This is a genomic window from Rhizobium sp. BK418 (assembly GCF_004341105.1).
Classification (GTDB): Bacteria; Pseudomonadota; Alphaproteobacteria; order Rhizobiales; family Rhizobiaceae; genus Rhizobium.
Genome location: NZ_SLZK01000006.1, coordinates 331716 through 346826, shown reverse-complemented (window position 1 = coordinate 346826; position 15111 = coordinate 331716). Strand labels below are relative to the sequence as shown.

The window sequence follows — 15111 nt, the reverse complement described above, 5'->3', positions numbered from 1 at the left end:
AATGACGGATACGGGCGTTGTACTGACCGAAATTCGCAAGAGTTTCGGCAATCTGGAAGTCATCCATGGCATCGACCTGACCATATCAGAGGGATCCTTCGTCGTCTTCGTCGGCCCCTCGGGATGCGGAAAATCGACGCTGCTGCGCATGATCGCCGGGCTGGAGGATGTCACCGACGGCGAGATCGAGATCAAGGGACGCAATGTCACCGATCTCGATCCTTCCGATCGCGGCATCGCCATGGTCTTCCAGTCCTACGCGCTCTATCCGCATATGAGTGTGCGCGACAATCTTGCCTTTGGCCTGAAAATGGCCGGAACGCAGACCTCGGAAATCGAGGCCCGCGTCAAGGCCGCCTCGGCGATCCTGAAGATTGACCACCTACTGGACCGCCGGCCCGGCCAGCTCTCCGGCGGCCAGCGGCAGCGCGTGGCGATCGGCCGCGCGATCGTGCGCAAGCCGGATGTCTTCCTGTTCGACGAACCGCTGTCGAATCTCGATGCGGAGCTGCGTGTCTCGATGCGCATCGAGATTGCCAGGCTCCACCGCGAGCTCGGCAACACGATGATCTACGTCACGCATGACCAGACTGAAGCCATGACGCTTGCCGACAAGATCGTTGTGCTGCGCGATGGCTACATCGAGCAGGCAGGAACGCCGCGCGAAATCTACGAGCGGCCGAACAATGTCTTCGTCGCGGGCTTCATTGGCTCTCCCCGTATGAATCTCTTGGAGGCAAGCTGGGAAGGCGACGGCACTATCAAGGTGGCCGGCAACCGGATTCGCTCGCCGATCGGCGGGGCCGGCCTGAGCCAGGGACAAAAGATCACTCTCGGCGCGCGCCCCGAACATCTAAGGATTGCCGTAGGACCGCAAGACGAAGCCCTTCAAGCTACGGTCGATTTTGACGAATATCTCGGTGGTACTCAATTCCTCTACTGCCAGCTTGGCGACGGTCAGCCGCTGACCGTCGAATATAGAGGCTCCTCTAACATCGCCACCGGCAGCGAGCTTGCCTTCACCTGCGATCCCGTTCATCTGCACGTCTTCAATACCGAAGGCATGCGGCTCGACAAGTAACTGCGGCCGGCTGTAGGCTCGGTTTTCGTCCACATGATCGTCGCCAAGGCTCCGGCAGATCGGGACAAAGGCTTTCGCTGGAGGACAGCATCTACCTGTCGCGCTGCATTGATCGTATTTCTGGATTTTGAGGCCTCGTCCCTTAGCAAGAAAAGTGTGCCGATCGAGGTTGCCTGGGCATTCGAAGACGGCCGCTCGCGTTCTATCCTGATCCGGCCCGCGGCCGACTGGAGTGATTGGGCAGAAGACGCGGAAGCGATCCACGGAATCTCGAGGGAGTTGCTGGCATCCCAGGGCCTGCCAGTAAATCAGGTGGCCACGGAGATGATCGAGGTTCTGACGGGGCATGATCTTTATGCCAGCGCGCCGTCGTGGGATGGAAAATGGCTGAGCATTCTCCTGCGCGCCAGCGGCTTTCCACGGCATGCCTTGAGACTCGGCAAGTCGCGCGACGTATTTCTGGCGACGGCGCGGGAAATCATTGGAGCAGCAGCTTCCGAAACGGAGACATCGAAGCTGGTTGACAAGATCATCGAGGAAAGCAAGGCGGCGGTCCCCGTGCATCGCGCATTGGCCGACGCTACACTTGAGCTTGCCCGATGGCGGTTAGTGCGCGAAGCAGCTCGAAAGTGGACGGTACCCGATTAAAAATCCGAGGAAGCCATTTCTCTGTCCGACGTCCGCTTCCGGTGGCGCTCGGAGGATCCATGTCCGCCGGCCGCACAGGTATCAATGCTTGCGTAAACTATCGATCATCCATTTGGTAGAATCCGCCGCGGCAGTCGACAAGCGATCAAAATTACGGTGACCAGCCAGTAGGCGCCGTTGGGAACTGTGAGGTCCAACAACTGACGCAGCCAGCCGCCACGAATTTCCTCTTCGGCAAACACCTCGTCCAGAAGCGCAATGCCCTCATCTCCATCATGATGGACGCCCTTCGCCGTATCACCTTCACATCGGACGACAAAGATAACCGCCGCCGACGCTATTGAACGCTCACGCAGCTTATCGGGATTTTCGCGCATTCATAATCCTGCACCTGGGTCTATATAGATCTCTCCTTACTTGAGAAGCAGGAGTACGGTGATGCAGAAGCGTAAACTCGGCAGTCAGGGACTTGAAGTATCGGCCATCGGTCTCGGATGCATGGGCATGAGCCAGTCCTATGGTCCGGCCGATGAGACAGAATCCATCGCTACCCTTCACCGCGCCATCGAGCTCGGCTGCACTTTCCTCGATACAGCCGAGGTTTATGGACCCTATAAGAACGAGGAACTGCTCGGCCGTGCGCTGAAGGGCCGCCGTAGTGACGTGACGCTCGCCACCAAGTTCGGCTTCCGCCTGAAGGACGGTAAACAGGTGGGCACCGAGCGCGACAGCCGGCCGGAAACCATTCGCAACGCCGTCGAGGGCTCGCTCAAACGTCTTGCCACCGACCATATCGACCTCATTTACCAGCACCGCATCGATCCGGCCGTCCCGATGGAAGACGTTGCCGGCACCGTGGCCGAGCTTGCCAAGGAGGGCAAGGTTCGCTACTTCGGTCTTTCAGAAGCCGGTGTTGCCAACATCCGTCGTGCCCACGCTGTCTTCCCGGTTTCGGCTGTGCAGAGCGAATATTCCCTGTGGGAACGCAATCTTGAAGCCGACGTGATCCCGGCCCTGAAAGAGCTCCGCATCGGCCTCGTGCCTTTCAGCCCGCTCGGCCGCGGCTTCCTGACCGGCGAGGTCAAGCGCGCCGAGGATTATCCAGAAGGCGATTTCCGCCGCGGTGATCCGCGCTACCAGGGCGAGAACTTCGATGCGAATGTCCGCGCTGCCGAAGCCGTCCGTTTGGCTGCATCCTCGCTCGGCGTCAAGCCTGGTCAGGTGGCGCTCGCCTGGATCCTGCACAAGGGCAGCGATTTTGTCCCGATCCCCGGCACCAAGCGTCGCACCTATCTGGAAGACAATGTCGCCGCCGCCTCCATCGCGCTCAGCGCCGAACATATGAAGGCGCTCGATGAAGCGCTTGCTCCCGGAAAGGTTTCGGGCAAGCGCTACAACGACACGATCATGACGACGATAGACCGCTGAGCGCAGTCAGGCGTCGATATCGGTCGACAGCGTGATCTCCTTCTGTGCTTCCAGCTCGGCGAGCCGCTCGGCCAGAGCCTTGCGGATCGACTGATAGGTCGTGCTGCCGAGCGCAAGCCTTTTGAGTGCCGGTTGTTTTTCGGCCGCCGCGACCATCGCGTCGGCCATCTTCATCGGGTCGCCCAGGATCTTGAACGAGCCGTCGGCAATTGCTCTGCGCACTTGGCCGGCCGGCGTGTCCTCGTAAACATCCATCTGCGGCGGCCTGACGAGACCGGCGCCAAAATCCGTTCCCGCCGGTCCTGGTTCGGCAATGGTGATGTCGATGCCAAAGGAAGCGACTTCCTGCGCCACGGCCTCGATGAAACCTTCGATCCCCCATTTGGTGGCGTGATAGAGGCTGAAATTCGGATAAGCGATCTGTCCGCCTTCTGAAGCGACCTGAAGGATGCGACCGCCGCCCTGCTGACGCAGATGCGGCAAGGCTGCACGGATCACCTGGATGGAGCCAATCAGGTTGGTATCGATCTGATGACGGATCTGCGCATCGCTCACCTCTTCTGCAGCGCCAAACAGGCCGTAGCCGGCATTGCTGACGACGACATCGATGCGCCCCATCTGTTGAAAGGCGGCGTCGACGACTGCACGAACGGCTCGGTCGTCGGTGACGTCCAGGCTCGCGACCCAGAGCCGTCCGCCATACTGCGTCTCAAGGTCAGCCAGCGCCTCCCGCTTGCGCAGCGTGGCGGCCACGCGATCGCCGCGCGCCAGCAGCTTCTCGGTCATGATCCGGCCGAAACCCGAGGATGTGCCTGTGATGAACCATGTCTTCGTCATCGTCTCTACCTTTCTGATGCCGCTGAATCCCGGCTTGATGACAGCAAAGATAGAGGTGATTATTAATGTGATAATCCGCTCAAACCTGCATGAGTTGTTGAAAAATACCCATGAGTTACCGGCCCACACTTGATGATCTCAACGCCTTTGCGGCAATCGTCACATACCGCAGCTTCCGCAGGGCGGCCGGCGAACTTGGCTTATCGCCTTCGACGCTGAGCCACATGATGCGCAACATGGAGGCGCGCATGGGCGTGCGCCTGCTGCACCGCACGACACGCAGCGTCGCAGCCACCGAAGCCGGCGAAATGCTTCTCGACAGGCTGAAGCCCGTGTTGCGGGATCTTGATCTGGCGCTCGACGCGGTCGGCGAATTCAGCGGCCAGCCGAGCGGTACTCTGCGTATCAATGCCAGCGAGATTGCCGCCCGCGTGCTGATGAATACAGCCATCCCTCTTTTTCTCGAACGTTATCCCGCGATAGCGCTCGACGTGGTGACCGAAAACCGGCTGGTTGATATTGTCAACGAAGGCTTCGATGCTGGCATTCGCCTGCGAGAATCCGTTCCGCTTGACATGGTCGCGGTAGAATTCGGAGGGGAGGCACGCTTCCTCGCGGTTGCCGCGCCCACCTATCTGAGAAATCACAAATTACCGATAACACCGGAGGATCTGAGGCATCACCGCTGCATTCGCCTGCGCATGCCGAGCGGCAAGCTCTATCGCTGGGAGTTTGAAAAACACGGGCAGGAAGTGACCATGGAAGTGTCCGGCGCACTGACGCTCGATCATGTGGGACTGATGGCGGAAGCGGCTGCAAAGGGTCTTGGCATTGCCTATGTGGCGGAAAGGGTTGCCCGGCCCTATCTTGCCAGCGGCGAACTGGTCTCCATTCTTGACGACTGGTGTCCGCCGATTCCTGGCCTCTGCCTCTACTATTCCGGTCACAGGCACGTGCCACAAAGTCTGCGCGCGTTTATCTCCATCCTGACGGAAGTGGAACGGCACGGCGGCTAGCGGACGCTTCTCTGGCCATCATTGCTGCCCTGCCTGCCTTGCCTGTTCCGCAGCGCGGTAACGGGCCGGTGTTATGCCCCGTCGTGCCTTGAAAGCCTTGCCAAAGGCTGCTTCGGATTCATAACCGACCTCTGCAGCAATATCTGCAACCGTTCGCCGCGTCCGAACGAGCAAGTCGCTCGCCAGCATCATCCTTATATCGGTCAGGAATGCGCCGACTGTCATTCCCGACCGCTCTCGGAATTGGCGGGCGTAGGTGGCCCGCGACATGGCCGAATGGCGGGCAAGCTTATCGATCGTCCAGGCAAAAGCCGGCGTGGACATCATTGCCGCCGCGGATTTGCCGAGCCTCGCATCAGCAAGCAACTGCAGCAGACCCGAGGATGCGACAGGCGAAGTCTTGCCGGCCCTCACTGCCATGATGAAGAGCGAGAGGCAGGTTGCAGCGATGATCGCCAATGCTCCTGGCTTCTCCTCAGCCGTTTCCCTATAAACCATGGCGACCATGGTCTTCAGCAGTTCCTCCGATTCCGCGACGAGCGATACGTGAAAGACGTCGGGAAGGCTGTCGAGTAACAGGGCGGCCGCCCCCGGGGCGCAATCGAAATGGCCGCAAAGGAGGTCGACATCAGGCTCGCCTTCGCCGTTTTCACGCAAGAGTAACATACCGCTCACGGTAATACGCAGAGGCTGCGCCTCGCCCCGTGGTCGTAAGCCGACGATCACATGCGCATCCCCCCGCGGCAACAACAGGAAATCGCCGGACCGCAAGGTGACCTCACGACCGGAACCGAGGCGAATGAGGCAGTCGCCGCCGAGGATCAGATGAAACGGCAATGTGCCCGCTGGAACGGGCTCGTGGTCGATTTGAAATGCGCCCTGCAAGCGGCAGCGGATATCGAGCGTCGGCCGCAGGCGGGCAAGTTCGATAAGGCGGCTTAAGACATCCATGAGACGATCGCGCTAGAACATGAGCTTTCTAAGCATTCAAAGTATCGCTGCTCAAGGTCATAGTCGCTTCCAACAGCTGAGGCAATGATGCCGTCGCTGATTACAGATGGAGTGACTTCCATGTTGGACTGGAAAGAATATCGGGACGAGCTCTTTGGCCGGATCGGCGAACTCGCCAAGGTCGTGCCCGAGACGATTAAGGGCTACCAGACCCTTTCAACGGCTGGCCAGAAGACCAATCATCTGGACGCCAAGCAGCGCGAGCTGATCGCCCTTGCCGTAGCCGTTACCGTCCGTTGCGACGGTTGTATCGTGGTGCATACGACCGAGGCTCAGAAGGCGGGCGCCACCAAGGAGGAAATTGCGGAGGCCCTTGGCGTCGCGATCTCTGTGAATGCTGGTGCGGCCCTTGTTTATTCAGCCCGCGTCATGGACGCTGCAGACGCCATCGCAAAGTAATCGTACCGCCTGTCTCGCCGGCAGAGCCGTAATCCTGCCGGACAAACCCGGAGAAACCAAATGTCGCTGCCCCGCATACCTGCTGCATTCTTTGGCATTGTTCTCGGTGTTGCCGGGCTCGGCAACAGCTGGCGCGCCGCCGCCGTCTGGCCTGTCGCACCTGACGTGGGCGAGACGATCAATCTGCTTGGCTTCGCCATCTGGCTCGTCCTCATCGTCCTCTACGCCGCAAAATGGCTCGTCGCGCCCAACGAGTCGATCGCGGAACTGGAGCATCCAATCCAATGCTGCTTTGTCGGTCTTATTGGTGTTGCAACCATGCTGGCCGGACTTTCCATCCTCCCCTATTCACGTATCGGAGCCGAAGCACTTGCTTTGGCGGGGTTTGCAGCCGCGTTGTTTTTCCTGCTGTGGCGAACCGGGCTGCTGTGGCGTGGTGGACGTGATCCGGTCAGCAACACGCCGGTTCTCTATCTGCCGACCGTCGCCGGTTCTTTCGTGACGGCAATAGCAGCCGGTACCCTTGGATACGCCGACTGGGGCCAGCTTGCCTTCGGGGCGGGCTTCTTTTCCTGGCTCGCGGTCGAATCCGTGCTTCTGCACCGGCTGCTGTTGGCGCCGGAGCTTGCCGCACCGCTGCGCCCCACGCTCGGTATCCAGATCGCTCCGCCTGCTGTCGGCAGCGTCGCGTACCTCAGCGTCACTACCGGCGCGCCCGATATGCTCGCGCATGCAATGTTCGGCTATGCCATCCTACAGGTGCTGATTATCAGCCGTCAGTTGCCCTGGATCATGCAGCAACCCTTCGCAGGCTCTTACTGGGCCTTCACCTTCGGACTGACGGCGCTTGCGACTGCCGCCTTGCGGATGACTGCACGCGGCGATACCGGAGCGATCGGCCATCTGGCTCCCGTAATCTTCGTGCTGGTCAATATCGCACTTGCGCTGATTGCGATCGGTACGCTGTGGTTGCTGATAAGGGGCAAGTTCCTTCCCGCACCCGTCCGGGCTTAAACGCCCGGACGTCCGGCAGCTTTCGCCAATTCCTGCCGCAGGTCGACCACCGCCTTGATCGGCAGGTGGTCGGACGCCATGCGGGCGAGCGGGGTGTCGTGCACCTCCACGGCGGAGATGATGCCATTCCTATTGGCAATGATGCGGTCGAGCGCCAAAACCGGCAAGCCGGCAGGAAAGCTCGGAACGGCGGGCGGTAACGGACCGAAGGCCATCTGGAAGGTATTGAGAGAGGAGCGGTCGCCGAGCCGCCATTCATTGAAATCGCCAAGAAGGATGGTCGCCATCTCGTGGCGATCGCTGATGAGATCGACCAGCGTCCTTGCCTGTTGTGCCCGCGAATGGCGCAGGAGCCCAAGATGGGCCGCAATGATGCGTAGCTTGCCGCCGGTCTCAAGCTCTATCTCCGCAACCAGCGCGCCGCGCGGCTCCAGCCCCGGCAACGTCACCTGATGCACATCATGCACCAGACCCTTGCGAACGAGTACAACATTGCCGTGCCAACCATGCGCTTTCACCGACCCTGAGATCGGAACGGGCACAAGGCCGGTCTCGCGCTCCAGCCGGGCGAGATCGAGAATGCCGGTACGCTCGCCGAAGCGGGTATCGGCCTCCTGCAGTGCAATGACATCCGCATCGATTTCATGGATGACACGGCTTGTGCGTTCCGGATCGAAGCGTCGGTCGGTGCCGACGCATTTATGGACATTGTAGGAGGCGATCAGCGTGCCTTCGCCGCGGGGCTTTGGTCCCGCCCTCCAAATCTCGACGCGTTTCTTCCTGTTTCTGATAGAGGCGATGATACTCGCGGGAAGGCTGTCTTTCTTTTTCGCTTGCATCGGGAGGAATGATGGCTCCATTGCTCGAAAAGCTCTTCTTCACGATTATAGGCAGCACGACAAAACTTGCCATGCTGCAGTCGGCAAAACTCGGTCAAAGATAGGGCGAGCCCAGCCACAACACCTTTTCGAGAAGCCGTACCAGGAAGGGCCGCGACCGCAGCCCCTCGAGCGTAACCGGCGTCGCGGACTTGATAGCAGCGTCGATGCGCTCATCGATTTCGGCAGCAAAGCCGGCATTCAGCACTTCGAGATCGACCTCGAAATTCAGCCGCAGCGATCGCGGATCGAGATTCGAGGAGCCGATATAAGCCCAGGTTCCGTCGATGGAGAGCAGCTTGGAATGGCTGAAGCTACCAGTCGAGCGCCAGATGCGGCAGTAGTTCTTGACGATCTGATCGAATTGCGCCGTCATCGCCCGGTCAACCAGTACGAGGTTGTTGGCGGCGGGCACGACGATATCAACTGCCACGCCACGCCGGGCCGCCGTCGTCAGCGCGCTAATCAGCTCCCGATCCGGCAGAAAGTAAGGCGACATGATCCGGATCGACTGGCGCGCTACAGAGAAGGCGCCCATCAACATCTTATGGTTCGTCTCAACGCTCCGGTCCGGTCCGGAAGCAACGACGCGCATGAAGACCGGATCGCCGCGCTTGCGCTCCGGTCGGTCGATGCGCCAAGCCTCGCCGTTCAGGACTTCGCCTGTCGTAAAACGCCAGTCTTCAGCAGCAACGTCAAAGAGATCGGCTACTGCCGGACCGCTGACGCTAAAGTGCGTGTCATGGGCAAAACTCTCGCCGACCGTTTCCTCGCTGAAGCCCTCGCGGATATTCATACCGCCCGTCAATGCGATCTTTCCATCCACGATCAGGATCTTGCGGTGTGTGCGCAGGTTTGCATAAGGCAGCCTCAAGCCCATGATGACGTTGCCATTGAAGACATCAACCGTCACCCCGCCCTCTTGTAAATGACCGAGAATACTCGGCACCGAATAGCGCGCGCCGACCGCATCGATCAACACGCGCACCTCAACGCCGCGTTTGACGGCTGCAATCAGTACATCGGCGATGCGAAGCCCTACCCTGTCGCGGTCGAATATATAGGTTTCGAGCAGGATGCTGCGTTCGGCGGTCTCGATGGCCGTCTTCATCGCTGCATAGGCCTCGTCACCATTTTCCAACATGTCGACGGTGTTGCCGGTCGTCAGCGGGTAGCGCGTGATGCGATCACCAAGCGTCTGCAAAGCAGCAAAGCGTCGGCCGAACTGGCTGATGACGGCATCCGACTCCGCATCGAATTTTTCGAGTTCGTGCAGATCGGCAGCCGGCAGCAATGCGTCACGGCGAAGGCTCAGCGACTTGCGGCGGATGCGGTTGATGCCGGCAATCATGTAAAGCAGCGCGCCGACGATGGGCGAGAGAATGATGACACCGACCCAGCCGATCGCCGCCCGCACCTCTTCCTTGGTCATGGCAGCGTGGATCGCCGCCGCTGCCCCCATGGCAATCGAGATGACGAAGAGGATATGCGGCCAGTAGGTCGACAAGAGTTGGAACATCGTGTCCAGAAATTGTGAGTGTGGCCGGTATCAGTTGCACGAAAACCCTAATTAGCGGTATCAACGCACCAGTCGAGCGGCGTGACTCAAAAAATATCCGCGAACCGCGACTTTCCATAGCCTTTGGGAAACAGCAGCTTTTTATACATCACTTCGTCTGCGCTCGTACCGATGGTGCTATTGGACGACGAGGCGTTCGCTGTCGGAACGCTTTTCCCGACAGGTATAGGAATACATGAACTGGATTCCGAGCTCCAGCAGAAGCTCCGCCGTCTGAAGCTCGCATTTGGAAAGATCGCGTCCACAGCCGCGGATCGTACAGGCTATCGCTTTCGAGTCTCGGGCAAAACGCGTGTCACCATCTTCTTCTGCTTCTTGCCCGAAAGCTTCAAGGGCTTCTACGACGACATCCGCCATGCTCGCACGTTCCTGCAGCGTCATGTCTGCGAGTGCTCTAGATAAAGCCTGCACGTAATACCTCTCTTTCACGCGCACAATAGAACAGCGCTACGCTGTTCGGCGCGGCATTAGGACAGAATATGAGGGAATATGTTCGAATCCTTATATGAGTTCTCGAGCAACGAGCACAACCACCGAGTTCTGCTAATTCGTCAAAGCAGCATAGAGCCTCATGCAGGGCGTCGAGCCAACGGAAGTCCTTTCAAATTCGATAGCCGGCACAAACTTTTCGTGTTTCGACGCGTTACTTATCGGTCAGAAGCACGCGCGGGGACAGGATGCCACGAGAGTTTCGTTTCGATTTGCTTGCCAAGAGTGGCTATGTGGCCCGCGGCATCGTCTTCCTCCTCGTCGCCGGGCTTGCTCTCTTCTCAGGCGTAGCAGGCGGCCGACCGGAGACAAAATCGGCACTTTCAACCTTGCTGGAGCAACCATTCGGCCGCATTTGGGTTGGCCTCATCGGCCTCGGGCTTCTGGGGTTCGTCGCCTGGAGGCTTGCTCAATCGCTCGCAGACAGCGACGGACATGGCTCCGGCGGAAAGGCTATCATGATCAGGATCGCTCTATTCGGAAGTGCAGTGATCTACCTTGGGCTCGCGGCTTACGCGCTTGGGCACGCCTTGCTTTTTGCCGGCGGCAGTGACGAGCCGGGCGAAAAAGGGCTTGCGGCATGGATCATGTCGAAGCCATCAGGATCTTACCTGGCGATCGCGGTCGGCGTCGGTTTTATCATTGGTGGCGGGATTACTGCTGCCAAAGGATTGACGAAGAAATTTGAACGATATTTGCGCATTCCTGACGGGGGCCTTCTCGCTTCGATCTGCATCTATGGCCTTGTTGCGCGTGGGCTTGTCTTTGCGGTTACTGGCATTCTCTTTGCCTATGCGGGCTTTCGCGTGGATCCGGATCAGGCCGGCAGCATCGCCGACGCGCTGCAGTGGCTGAGGCAACTGCCCTTCGGCTCGATCCTCTATATCGCAGTCGCCGTCGGTCTTGCCGCATTCGGCTTCTATAACCTTGTCGAAGCGCGTTATCGCGTGGTACGGAAACCGTCTCTGGATGATGTCAAACGCGTGCTGCCGACGCGTACTATCTAACGGCAGCTGTTTGGGAATTCAGTCCCTTACGGCCTTGGACAGTACGCCTCATTCGGCTTCGATATCGATGGCGAAAATGACGGAATGCGGGGGCAGCTCTCGATTCTCTGAAGGCCTTGCTCCTCTGCTGTAGTGCTCGTAGATTACCGTCCCGGGAACCGACGGCAGGTCCAGCGGCTGTTCTGCCAGATTGGCGCGCAACCCCAACGTCAGGTTCGAAAATTTCCACCATACGGCAACACCTCCTTCAGGTGCTTCTAACGCTCCGCTCGCAATGACCCAGCTCTGCCGCAGCAGCGGCACGATATAGGTTCTGCGCAGCTTCAGGAGCTCGGCGACAAAAGCCAGGCTTTTCCGACCCTCTTCGCTCTCCCGCCATTGCCAATCGAGTTTCGAATTCTCGAAGGTCGAAAGGGCATTCGGATCGGGCAGATCGGCCACGGCTCTGCCGGCCTTCAATCCGCCGAATCCTTCAGCTTCCGCCATGCGCCCCTCGCGCACGATTTTTGCGAGCTCACCCCCATAATCGGTGAAGAAATGGAAGGGACGCCGCTCCCCATACTCCTCCCCCATGAAGAGAAAGGGGACGTGCGGCGAGAGCAGGAGTATCGCCGTCAGCGCGTCCAGCATATCGGGATCGGAAAGGCTCACCAGCCGCTCGCCGAAGGCCCGGTTGCCGATCTGGTCGTGGTTCTGGAGGAAATCGACAAAGGCAGTGGGCGGCAGATAGCGACGCTCGCCGACAGGCAGTTCCGGCGGATCGGTGCGATCTGGATAGATGAAACCGTGCTGAAGCGCCAGCCGAAGCTTATGCCAAAGCTGATCGGAGAAAGGCTCGTAATGGCCAATGGTTTCCCCGGTCGCGATGATGTGCGCGACATGGTGGAAATCATCGTTCCATTCCGCCTCGTAGTTTTTGGGAGCGCCGTTCTCGTCACGGGCCAGCAACTCCACGAGATTGCGCTGATCTTCGACGATGAGATGCACTCTCCTATCGGCGAAGGCGGCGTTTACTTCGTCGGCAACGGCTAAAAGCACATGCTTTTCAGAGGTGTCATGGATCTGCTCCACGGCATCGAGCCTGAGCCCGTCCAGCCGGAACTCGCCGATCCAGTAGATTGCATTCTCGATGAAAAAGCGCCGCACCGGCTCCCGCTCGAAGTCGATTGCTGCGCCCCAGGGCGTTTCGCGGTCTTTGCGGAAGAAGCTAGGCGCATAGCTGTGGAGATAATTACCCTCGGGTCCGAAATGATTGTAGACCACGTCGAGTAGTACCATGATACCGAGACCGTGCGCGGTATCGATAAAGGCCTTGAAATCGGCCGGCGCGCCATAAGCGGGATGCGGCGCGTAGTGCAGTACACCATCATAACCCCAGCCTCGATCGCCAGCAAACTGCGCGACAGGCATGACTTCGATAGCCGTGATGCCGATTTCTGCAAGATGCTTCAGCTTGTCCGCCGCAGCCCGGAACGTACCCTCGGGCGTAAAAGTACCGATATGGATTTCGCTGATGACCGCCTCTTCCCAGGGGCGACCATGCCACTGGAAATTCTGCCAATGATAGGTGGGATCAACGATCAGCGAGGGGCCATGCACGTTACCGGCCTGCGCTCGCGCAGCCGGATCAGGTACGGCCTTTCCATCCGGCAGAACGAACATGTACTGATCGCCCGCGGACGCTTCCGCCGCGATTAGCTCGAACCAGCCGCCACCGATATTCTCCATGGGAACATCGCGGCCGCGATGCCGCAGCGCAATTGCATCTTCGCCAGGCGCCCAAAGACGAAAACGCGCGCTCCCGTCTGCGAGTAGCATTACGCCCCAGGTTCCGGCGCTTTCCATGATGATGTCGGTCTTTGAAATCTGGTTCATCCCTCACCCCGCGTAACTTCCAATCAGCATCAAATTCCTGAAGCTGTTGGTTGTTCCGAACAGACAGGAACAATGCCCGGCGCAATCGGTTGAGGGTGAAAGCCAAGGAATTGCCGCCATGAACGTCGCATCGAAATTTGGACCTGCCTTCACGCTTGAAAGCGCTGACGCCACCAACCTCGATCAGCTTAGACACCAAGCGGAGGGCTGCACGCGCTGCGAACTCTACAAGAACGCCACGCAGCTGGTCTTTGGCGAGGGATCGCAAAAGGCCGAGATCATGCTTGTCGGTGAACAACCGGGCGACAAGGAGGACATCGCGGGACGCCCCTTCGTCGGACCGGCAGGTCGTTTGCTCGATCTCTGTCTGGAGGAAGCAGGGCTTGATCGTTCACGCTGCTACGTCACCAATGCCGTCAAGCACTTCAAGTTCGAGCCGCGCGGCAAGCGCCGCCTGCATTCGAAACCCAATGCCGGGGAAATCCAGCGGTGCTCCTGGTGGCTTGGAGCGGAGATCGAGATCGTGCAGCCCAAGCTGGTCATCGCGCTAGGAGCGACAGCACTTTATTCTCTTCTCGGTGCGAAAGTGAAACTGACGCCCGAGCGTGGGCATATCCTGACGCCGGCAAATCATCCCCCGGTTCTCGTCACCATTCACCCTTCCTTCCTGCTGCGGATTCGCGAATCTGACGACGCCGATAGGCAGCGCGCGATTTTCGTCGAGGACTTGCATAAGGCTGCGCAATATCAAGGCAACTAGCACTGGCTGTTGCCTATAAATATTGCAGCGCAAAAATATTCCCGACGCGGGTGACGAATAGGCTTGAAAGCGGCTCCGGAGTCTGGAACTTTTTCCCCAGTATCGCGTTCGAACGACGGCATGTTGTGACTGGAGATCAGCGATGGCAGAAGCTCGGGAAGAGTGGATAAAAAAACGTGCATATGCCCTTTGGGAAGAAGAAGGGCACCCGACAGGGCGAGACTCCATCCATTGGGAACAGGCAAGGGCCGAGCATGATGCGCTCAAGGGGGCCTCGAAGTCTGCAAACGGGAAGGAAGTGAAGCCTCGGGCGAAACGGGCGGCCGCCGCCAAGACAGCAGAGTCCACCAACGGTGGCGAAGCCAAGGCGAAGGCCAAGCGGACAGCGACGAGCACCAAGGCCGGCGGCATTGTCAAACCGGCGCCGAAACGCACGGTCGCTCGCAAGTCGGCTTCCTGACGAGAAGCATTCAAAATTTAATGAAAAAGGGTGCTTAAGCGGCACCCCTTAACCCTTTGTGTCATAAGTTTGAATTAGTTGCGCGCTATAAATTCTCTGAAGCGGGGGGACCACAAACCGAATGAACCGTCTGTCTGGACAGCTTTATAAAAAAGTTGCGTCCACCCCTCGAAACGGGGAACAAGGACATCTTCTGACTGTTTGTGGGCAAACAGGGGAAGTTACCATGAACAGCCATTTTGCCTGCGCCATGAACACCCCAGCTCCTGCGGCTGCCGGCCGGGCTTTGGCAGTACTGGTGTGAGGCATGGAGATGTCGCTGCTTCTGATCGCCGCTTTGCTCTACATCGTCTTTGCGCTGGGGCTTATCCTTTTCGTCGATAATATGGTCGGCGTATTTTTTCGTGATCCGCATAAACCGATCCAGCTTCGTTCCTTTGCTTTGAGCCGCACTTTTATCGCCTCGCAGAAGCTGGACCAGGAATGACAATATAAATAACCTTTTTGCGAGTAATCGGACATCTTGCCCGGTTAAGGATATTTGAAGTTCACCCTTTCCCTCGTGCCGCACGCCTCTATTTTGTCGCCATGGACCGGCAGATCCGGCGATGATGATGCCTACAGGAATG

The 15111-nt window shown here is 58.8% G+C and carries 17 protein-coding genes; 10 read left to right on the top strand and 7 right to left on the bottom strand.

Annotated features, from left to right (window positions below; translation table 11 throughout):
* The first annotated feature begins 1 nt into the window (after position 1).
* Together ugpC and EV281_RS23820 are read left to right on the top strand one after the other, a co-directional pair.
* Entirely contained in the window at positions 2-1081 is a 1080-nt protein-coding gene (gene ugpC, locus EV281_RS23825) for a sn-glycerol-3-phosphate ABC transporter ATP-binding protein UgpC (RefSeq protein ID WP_132656720.1), read from the top strand.
* Positions 1082-1189: 108 nt separating this feature from the next.
* Positions 1190-1729 (top strand): transcriptional regulator, encoded by a 540-nt coding sequence (locus tag EV281_RS23820; RefSeq protein ID WP_132656852.1) that lies wholly within the window; start codon positions 1190-1192, stop codon positions 1727-1729.
* 104 nt (positions 1730-1833) lie between these two features.
* On the opposite strand, the gene EV281_RS31470 is transcribed toward EV281_RS23820, so the two are convergent.
* Positions 1834-2106, bottom strand: a complete 273-nt coding sequence (locus EV281_RS31470; RefSeq protein ID WP_184327643.1) for a hypothetical protein — start codon at positions 2104-2106, stop codon at positions 1834-1836.
* 61 nt (positions 2107-2167) lie between these two features.
* Here EV281_RS31470 and EV281_RS23810 point away from each other — a divergent pair, with 61 nt between their 5' ends.
* Positions 2168-3157: an aldo/keto reductase gene (locus EV281_RS23810; RefSeq protein WP_132656719.1), complete on the top strand. Its 990-nt coding sequence runs from the start codon at positions 2168-2170 to the stop codon at positions 3155-3157.
* A gap of 6 nt (positions 3158-3163) precedes the next feature.
* Here the strand turns inward: EV281_RS23810 and EV281_RS23805 are convergent, their stop codons facing one another.
* Positions 3164-3994: an SDR family oxidoreductase gene (locus tag EV281_RS23805; protein ID WP_132656718.1), complete on the bottom strand. Its 831-nt coding sequence runs from the start codon at positions 3992-3994 to the stop codon at positions 3164-3166.
* Between the two features lie 110 nt (positions 3995-4104).
* On the opposite strand from EV281_RS23805, the gene EV281_RS23800 reads away from it, so the two are divergent.
* Positions 4105-5010, top strand: coding sequence for a LysR family transcriptional regulator (locus EV281_RS23800; RefSeq protein ID WP_132656717.1), 906 nt, complete (start codon positions 4105-4107; stop codon positions 5008-5010).
* An 18-nt stretch (positions 5011-5028) separates the two neighbouring features.
* Here EV281_RS23800 and EV281_RS23795 read toward each other — a convergent pair whose 3' ends face one another.
* Entirely contained in the window at positions 5029-5961 is a 933-nt protein-coding gene (locus tag EV281_RS23795) for an AraC family transcriptional regulator (RefSeq protein WP_132656716.1), read from the bottom strand.
* A gap of 120 nt (positions 5962-6081) precedes the next feature.
* On the opposite strand from EV281_RS23795, the gene EV281_RS23790 reads away from it, so the two are divergent.
* Both EV281_RS23790 and tehA read left to right on the top strand, forming a co-directional pair.
* Positions 6082-6420, top strand: a complete 339-nt coding sequence (locus EV281_RS23790) for a carboxymuconolactone decarboxylase family protein (protein ID WP_132656715.1) — start codon at positions 6082-6084, stop codon at positions 6418-6420.
* Positions 6421-6480: 60 nt separating this feature from the next.
* The gene (tehA, locus tag EV281_RS23785; RefSeq protein WP_132656714.1) at positions 6481-7434 is read left to right on the top strand and encodes a dicarboxylate transporter/tellurite-resistance protein TehA; all 954 of its coding nucleotides are present in this window, start codon (positions 6481-6483) and stop codon (positions 7432-7434) included.
* On the opposite strand, the gene EV281_RS23780 is transcribed toward tehA, so the two are convergent.
* The 3 genes from EV281_RS23780 to EV281_RS23770 all read right to left on the bottom strand — a co-directional run bounded on the left by EV281_RS23780 (position 7431) and on the right by EV281_RS23770 (position 10302).
* Positions 7431-8273, bottom strand: a complete 843-nt coding sequence (locus tag EV281_RS23780; RefSeq protein ID WP_132656713.1) for an endonuclease/exonuclease/phosphatase family protein — start codon at positions 8271-8273, stop codon at positions 7431-7433. The two genes, tehA and EV281_RS23780, sit on opposite strands and share 4 nt — an antisense overlap.
* A gap of 94 nt (positions 8274-8367) precedes the next feature.
* Complete coding sequence (locus EV281_RS23775; RefSeq protein WP_132656712.1) at positions 8368-9831, bottom strand: phosphatidylserine/phosphatidylglycerophosphate/cardiolipin synthase family protein; 1464 nt, start codon at positions 9829-9831, stop codon at positions 8368-8370.
* Positions 9832-10008: 177 nt separating this feature from the next.
* Positions 10009-10302 carry a hypothetical protein gene (locus EV281_RS23770; RefSeq protein ID WP_132656711.1) on the bottom strand — a complete coding sequence of 98 codons (294 nt, stop codon included), beginning with the start codon at positions 10300-10302 and terminating at the stop codon, positions 10009-10011.
* Between the two features lie 266 nt (positions 10303-10568).
* Here EV281_RS23770 and EV281_RS23765 point away from each other — a divergent pair, with 266 nt between their 5' ends.
* Positions 10569-11387, top strand: a complete 819-nt coding sequence (locus tag EV281_RS23765; RefSeq protein ID WP_132656710.1) for a DUF1206 domain-containing protein — start codon at positions 10569-10571, stop codon at positions 11385-11387.
* A 48-nt stretch (positions 11388-11435) separates the two neighbouring features.
* On the opposite strand, the gene treZ is transcribed toward EV281_RS23765, so the two are convergent.
* Positions 11436-13262, bottom strand: coding sequence for a malto-oligosyltrehalose trehalohydrolase (gene treZ, locus EV281_RS23760; protein ID WP_132656709.1), 1827 nt, complete (start codon positions 13260-13262; stop codon positions 11436-11438).
* 118 nt (positions 13263-13380) lie between these two features.
* Between treZ and EV281_RS23755 the strand changes: the two genes are divergently transcribed.
* The 3 genes from EV281_RS23755 (at position 13381) to EV281_RS31260 (ending at position 14969) form a co-directional block, all read left to right on the top strand.
* Positions 13381-14022 carry a UdgX family uracil-DNA binding protein gene (locus EV281_RS23755; RefSeq protein WP_132656708.1) on the top strand — a complete coding sequence of 214 codons (642 nt, stop codon included), beginning with the start codon at positions 13381-13383 and terminating at the stop codon, positions 14020-14022.
* Positions 14023-14164: 142 nt separating this feature from the next.
* Positions 14165-14482 (top strand): DUF2934 domain-containing protein, encoded by a 318-nt coding sequence (locus tag EV281_RS23750; protein ID WP_132656707.1) that lies wholly within the window; start codon positions 14165-14167, stop codon positions 14480-14482.
* A 313-nt stretch (positions 14483-14795) separates the two neighbouring features.
* Complete coding sequence (locus EV281_RS31260; RefSeq protein WP_165911946.1) at positions 14796-14969, top strand: hypothetical protein; 174 nt, start codon at positions 14796-14798, stop codon at positions 14967-14969.
* Positions 14970-15111: the final 142 nt, after the last annotated feature.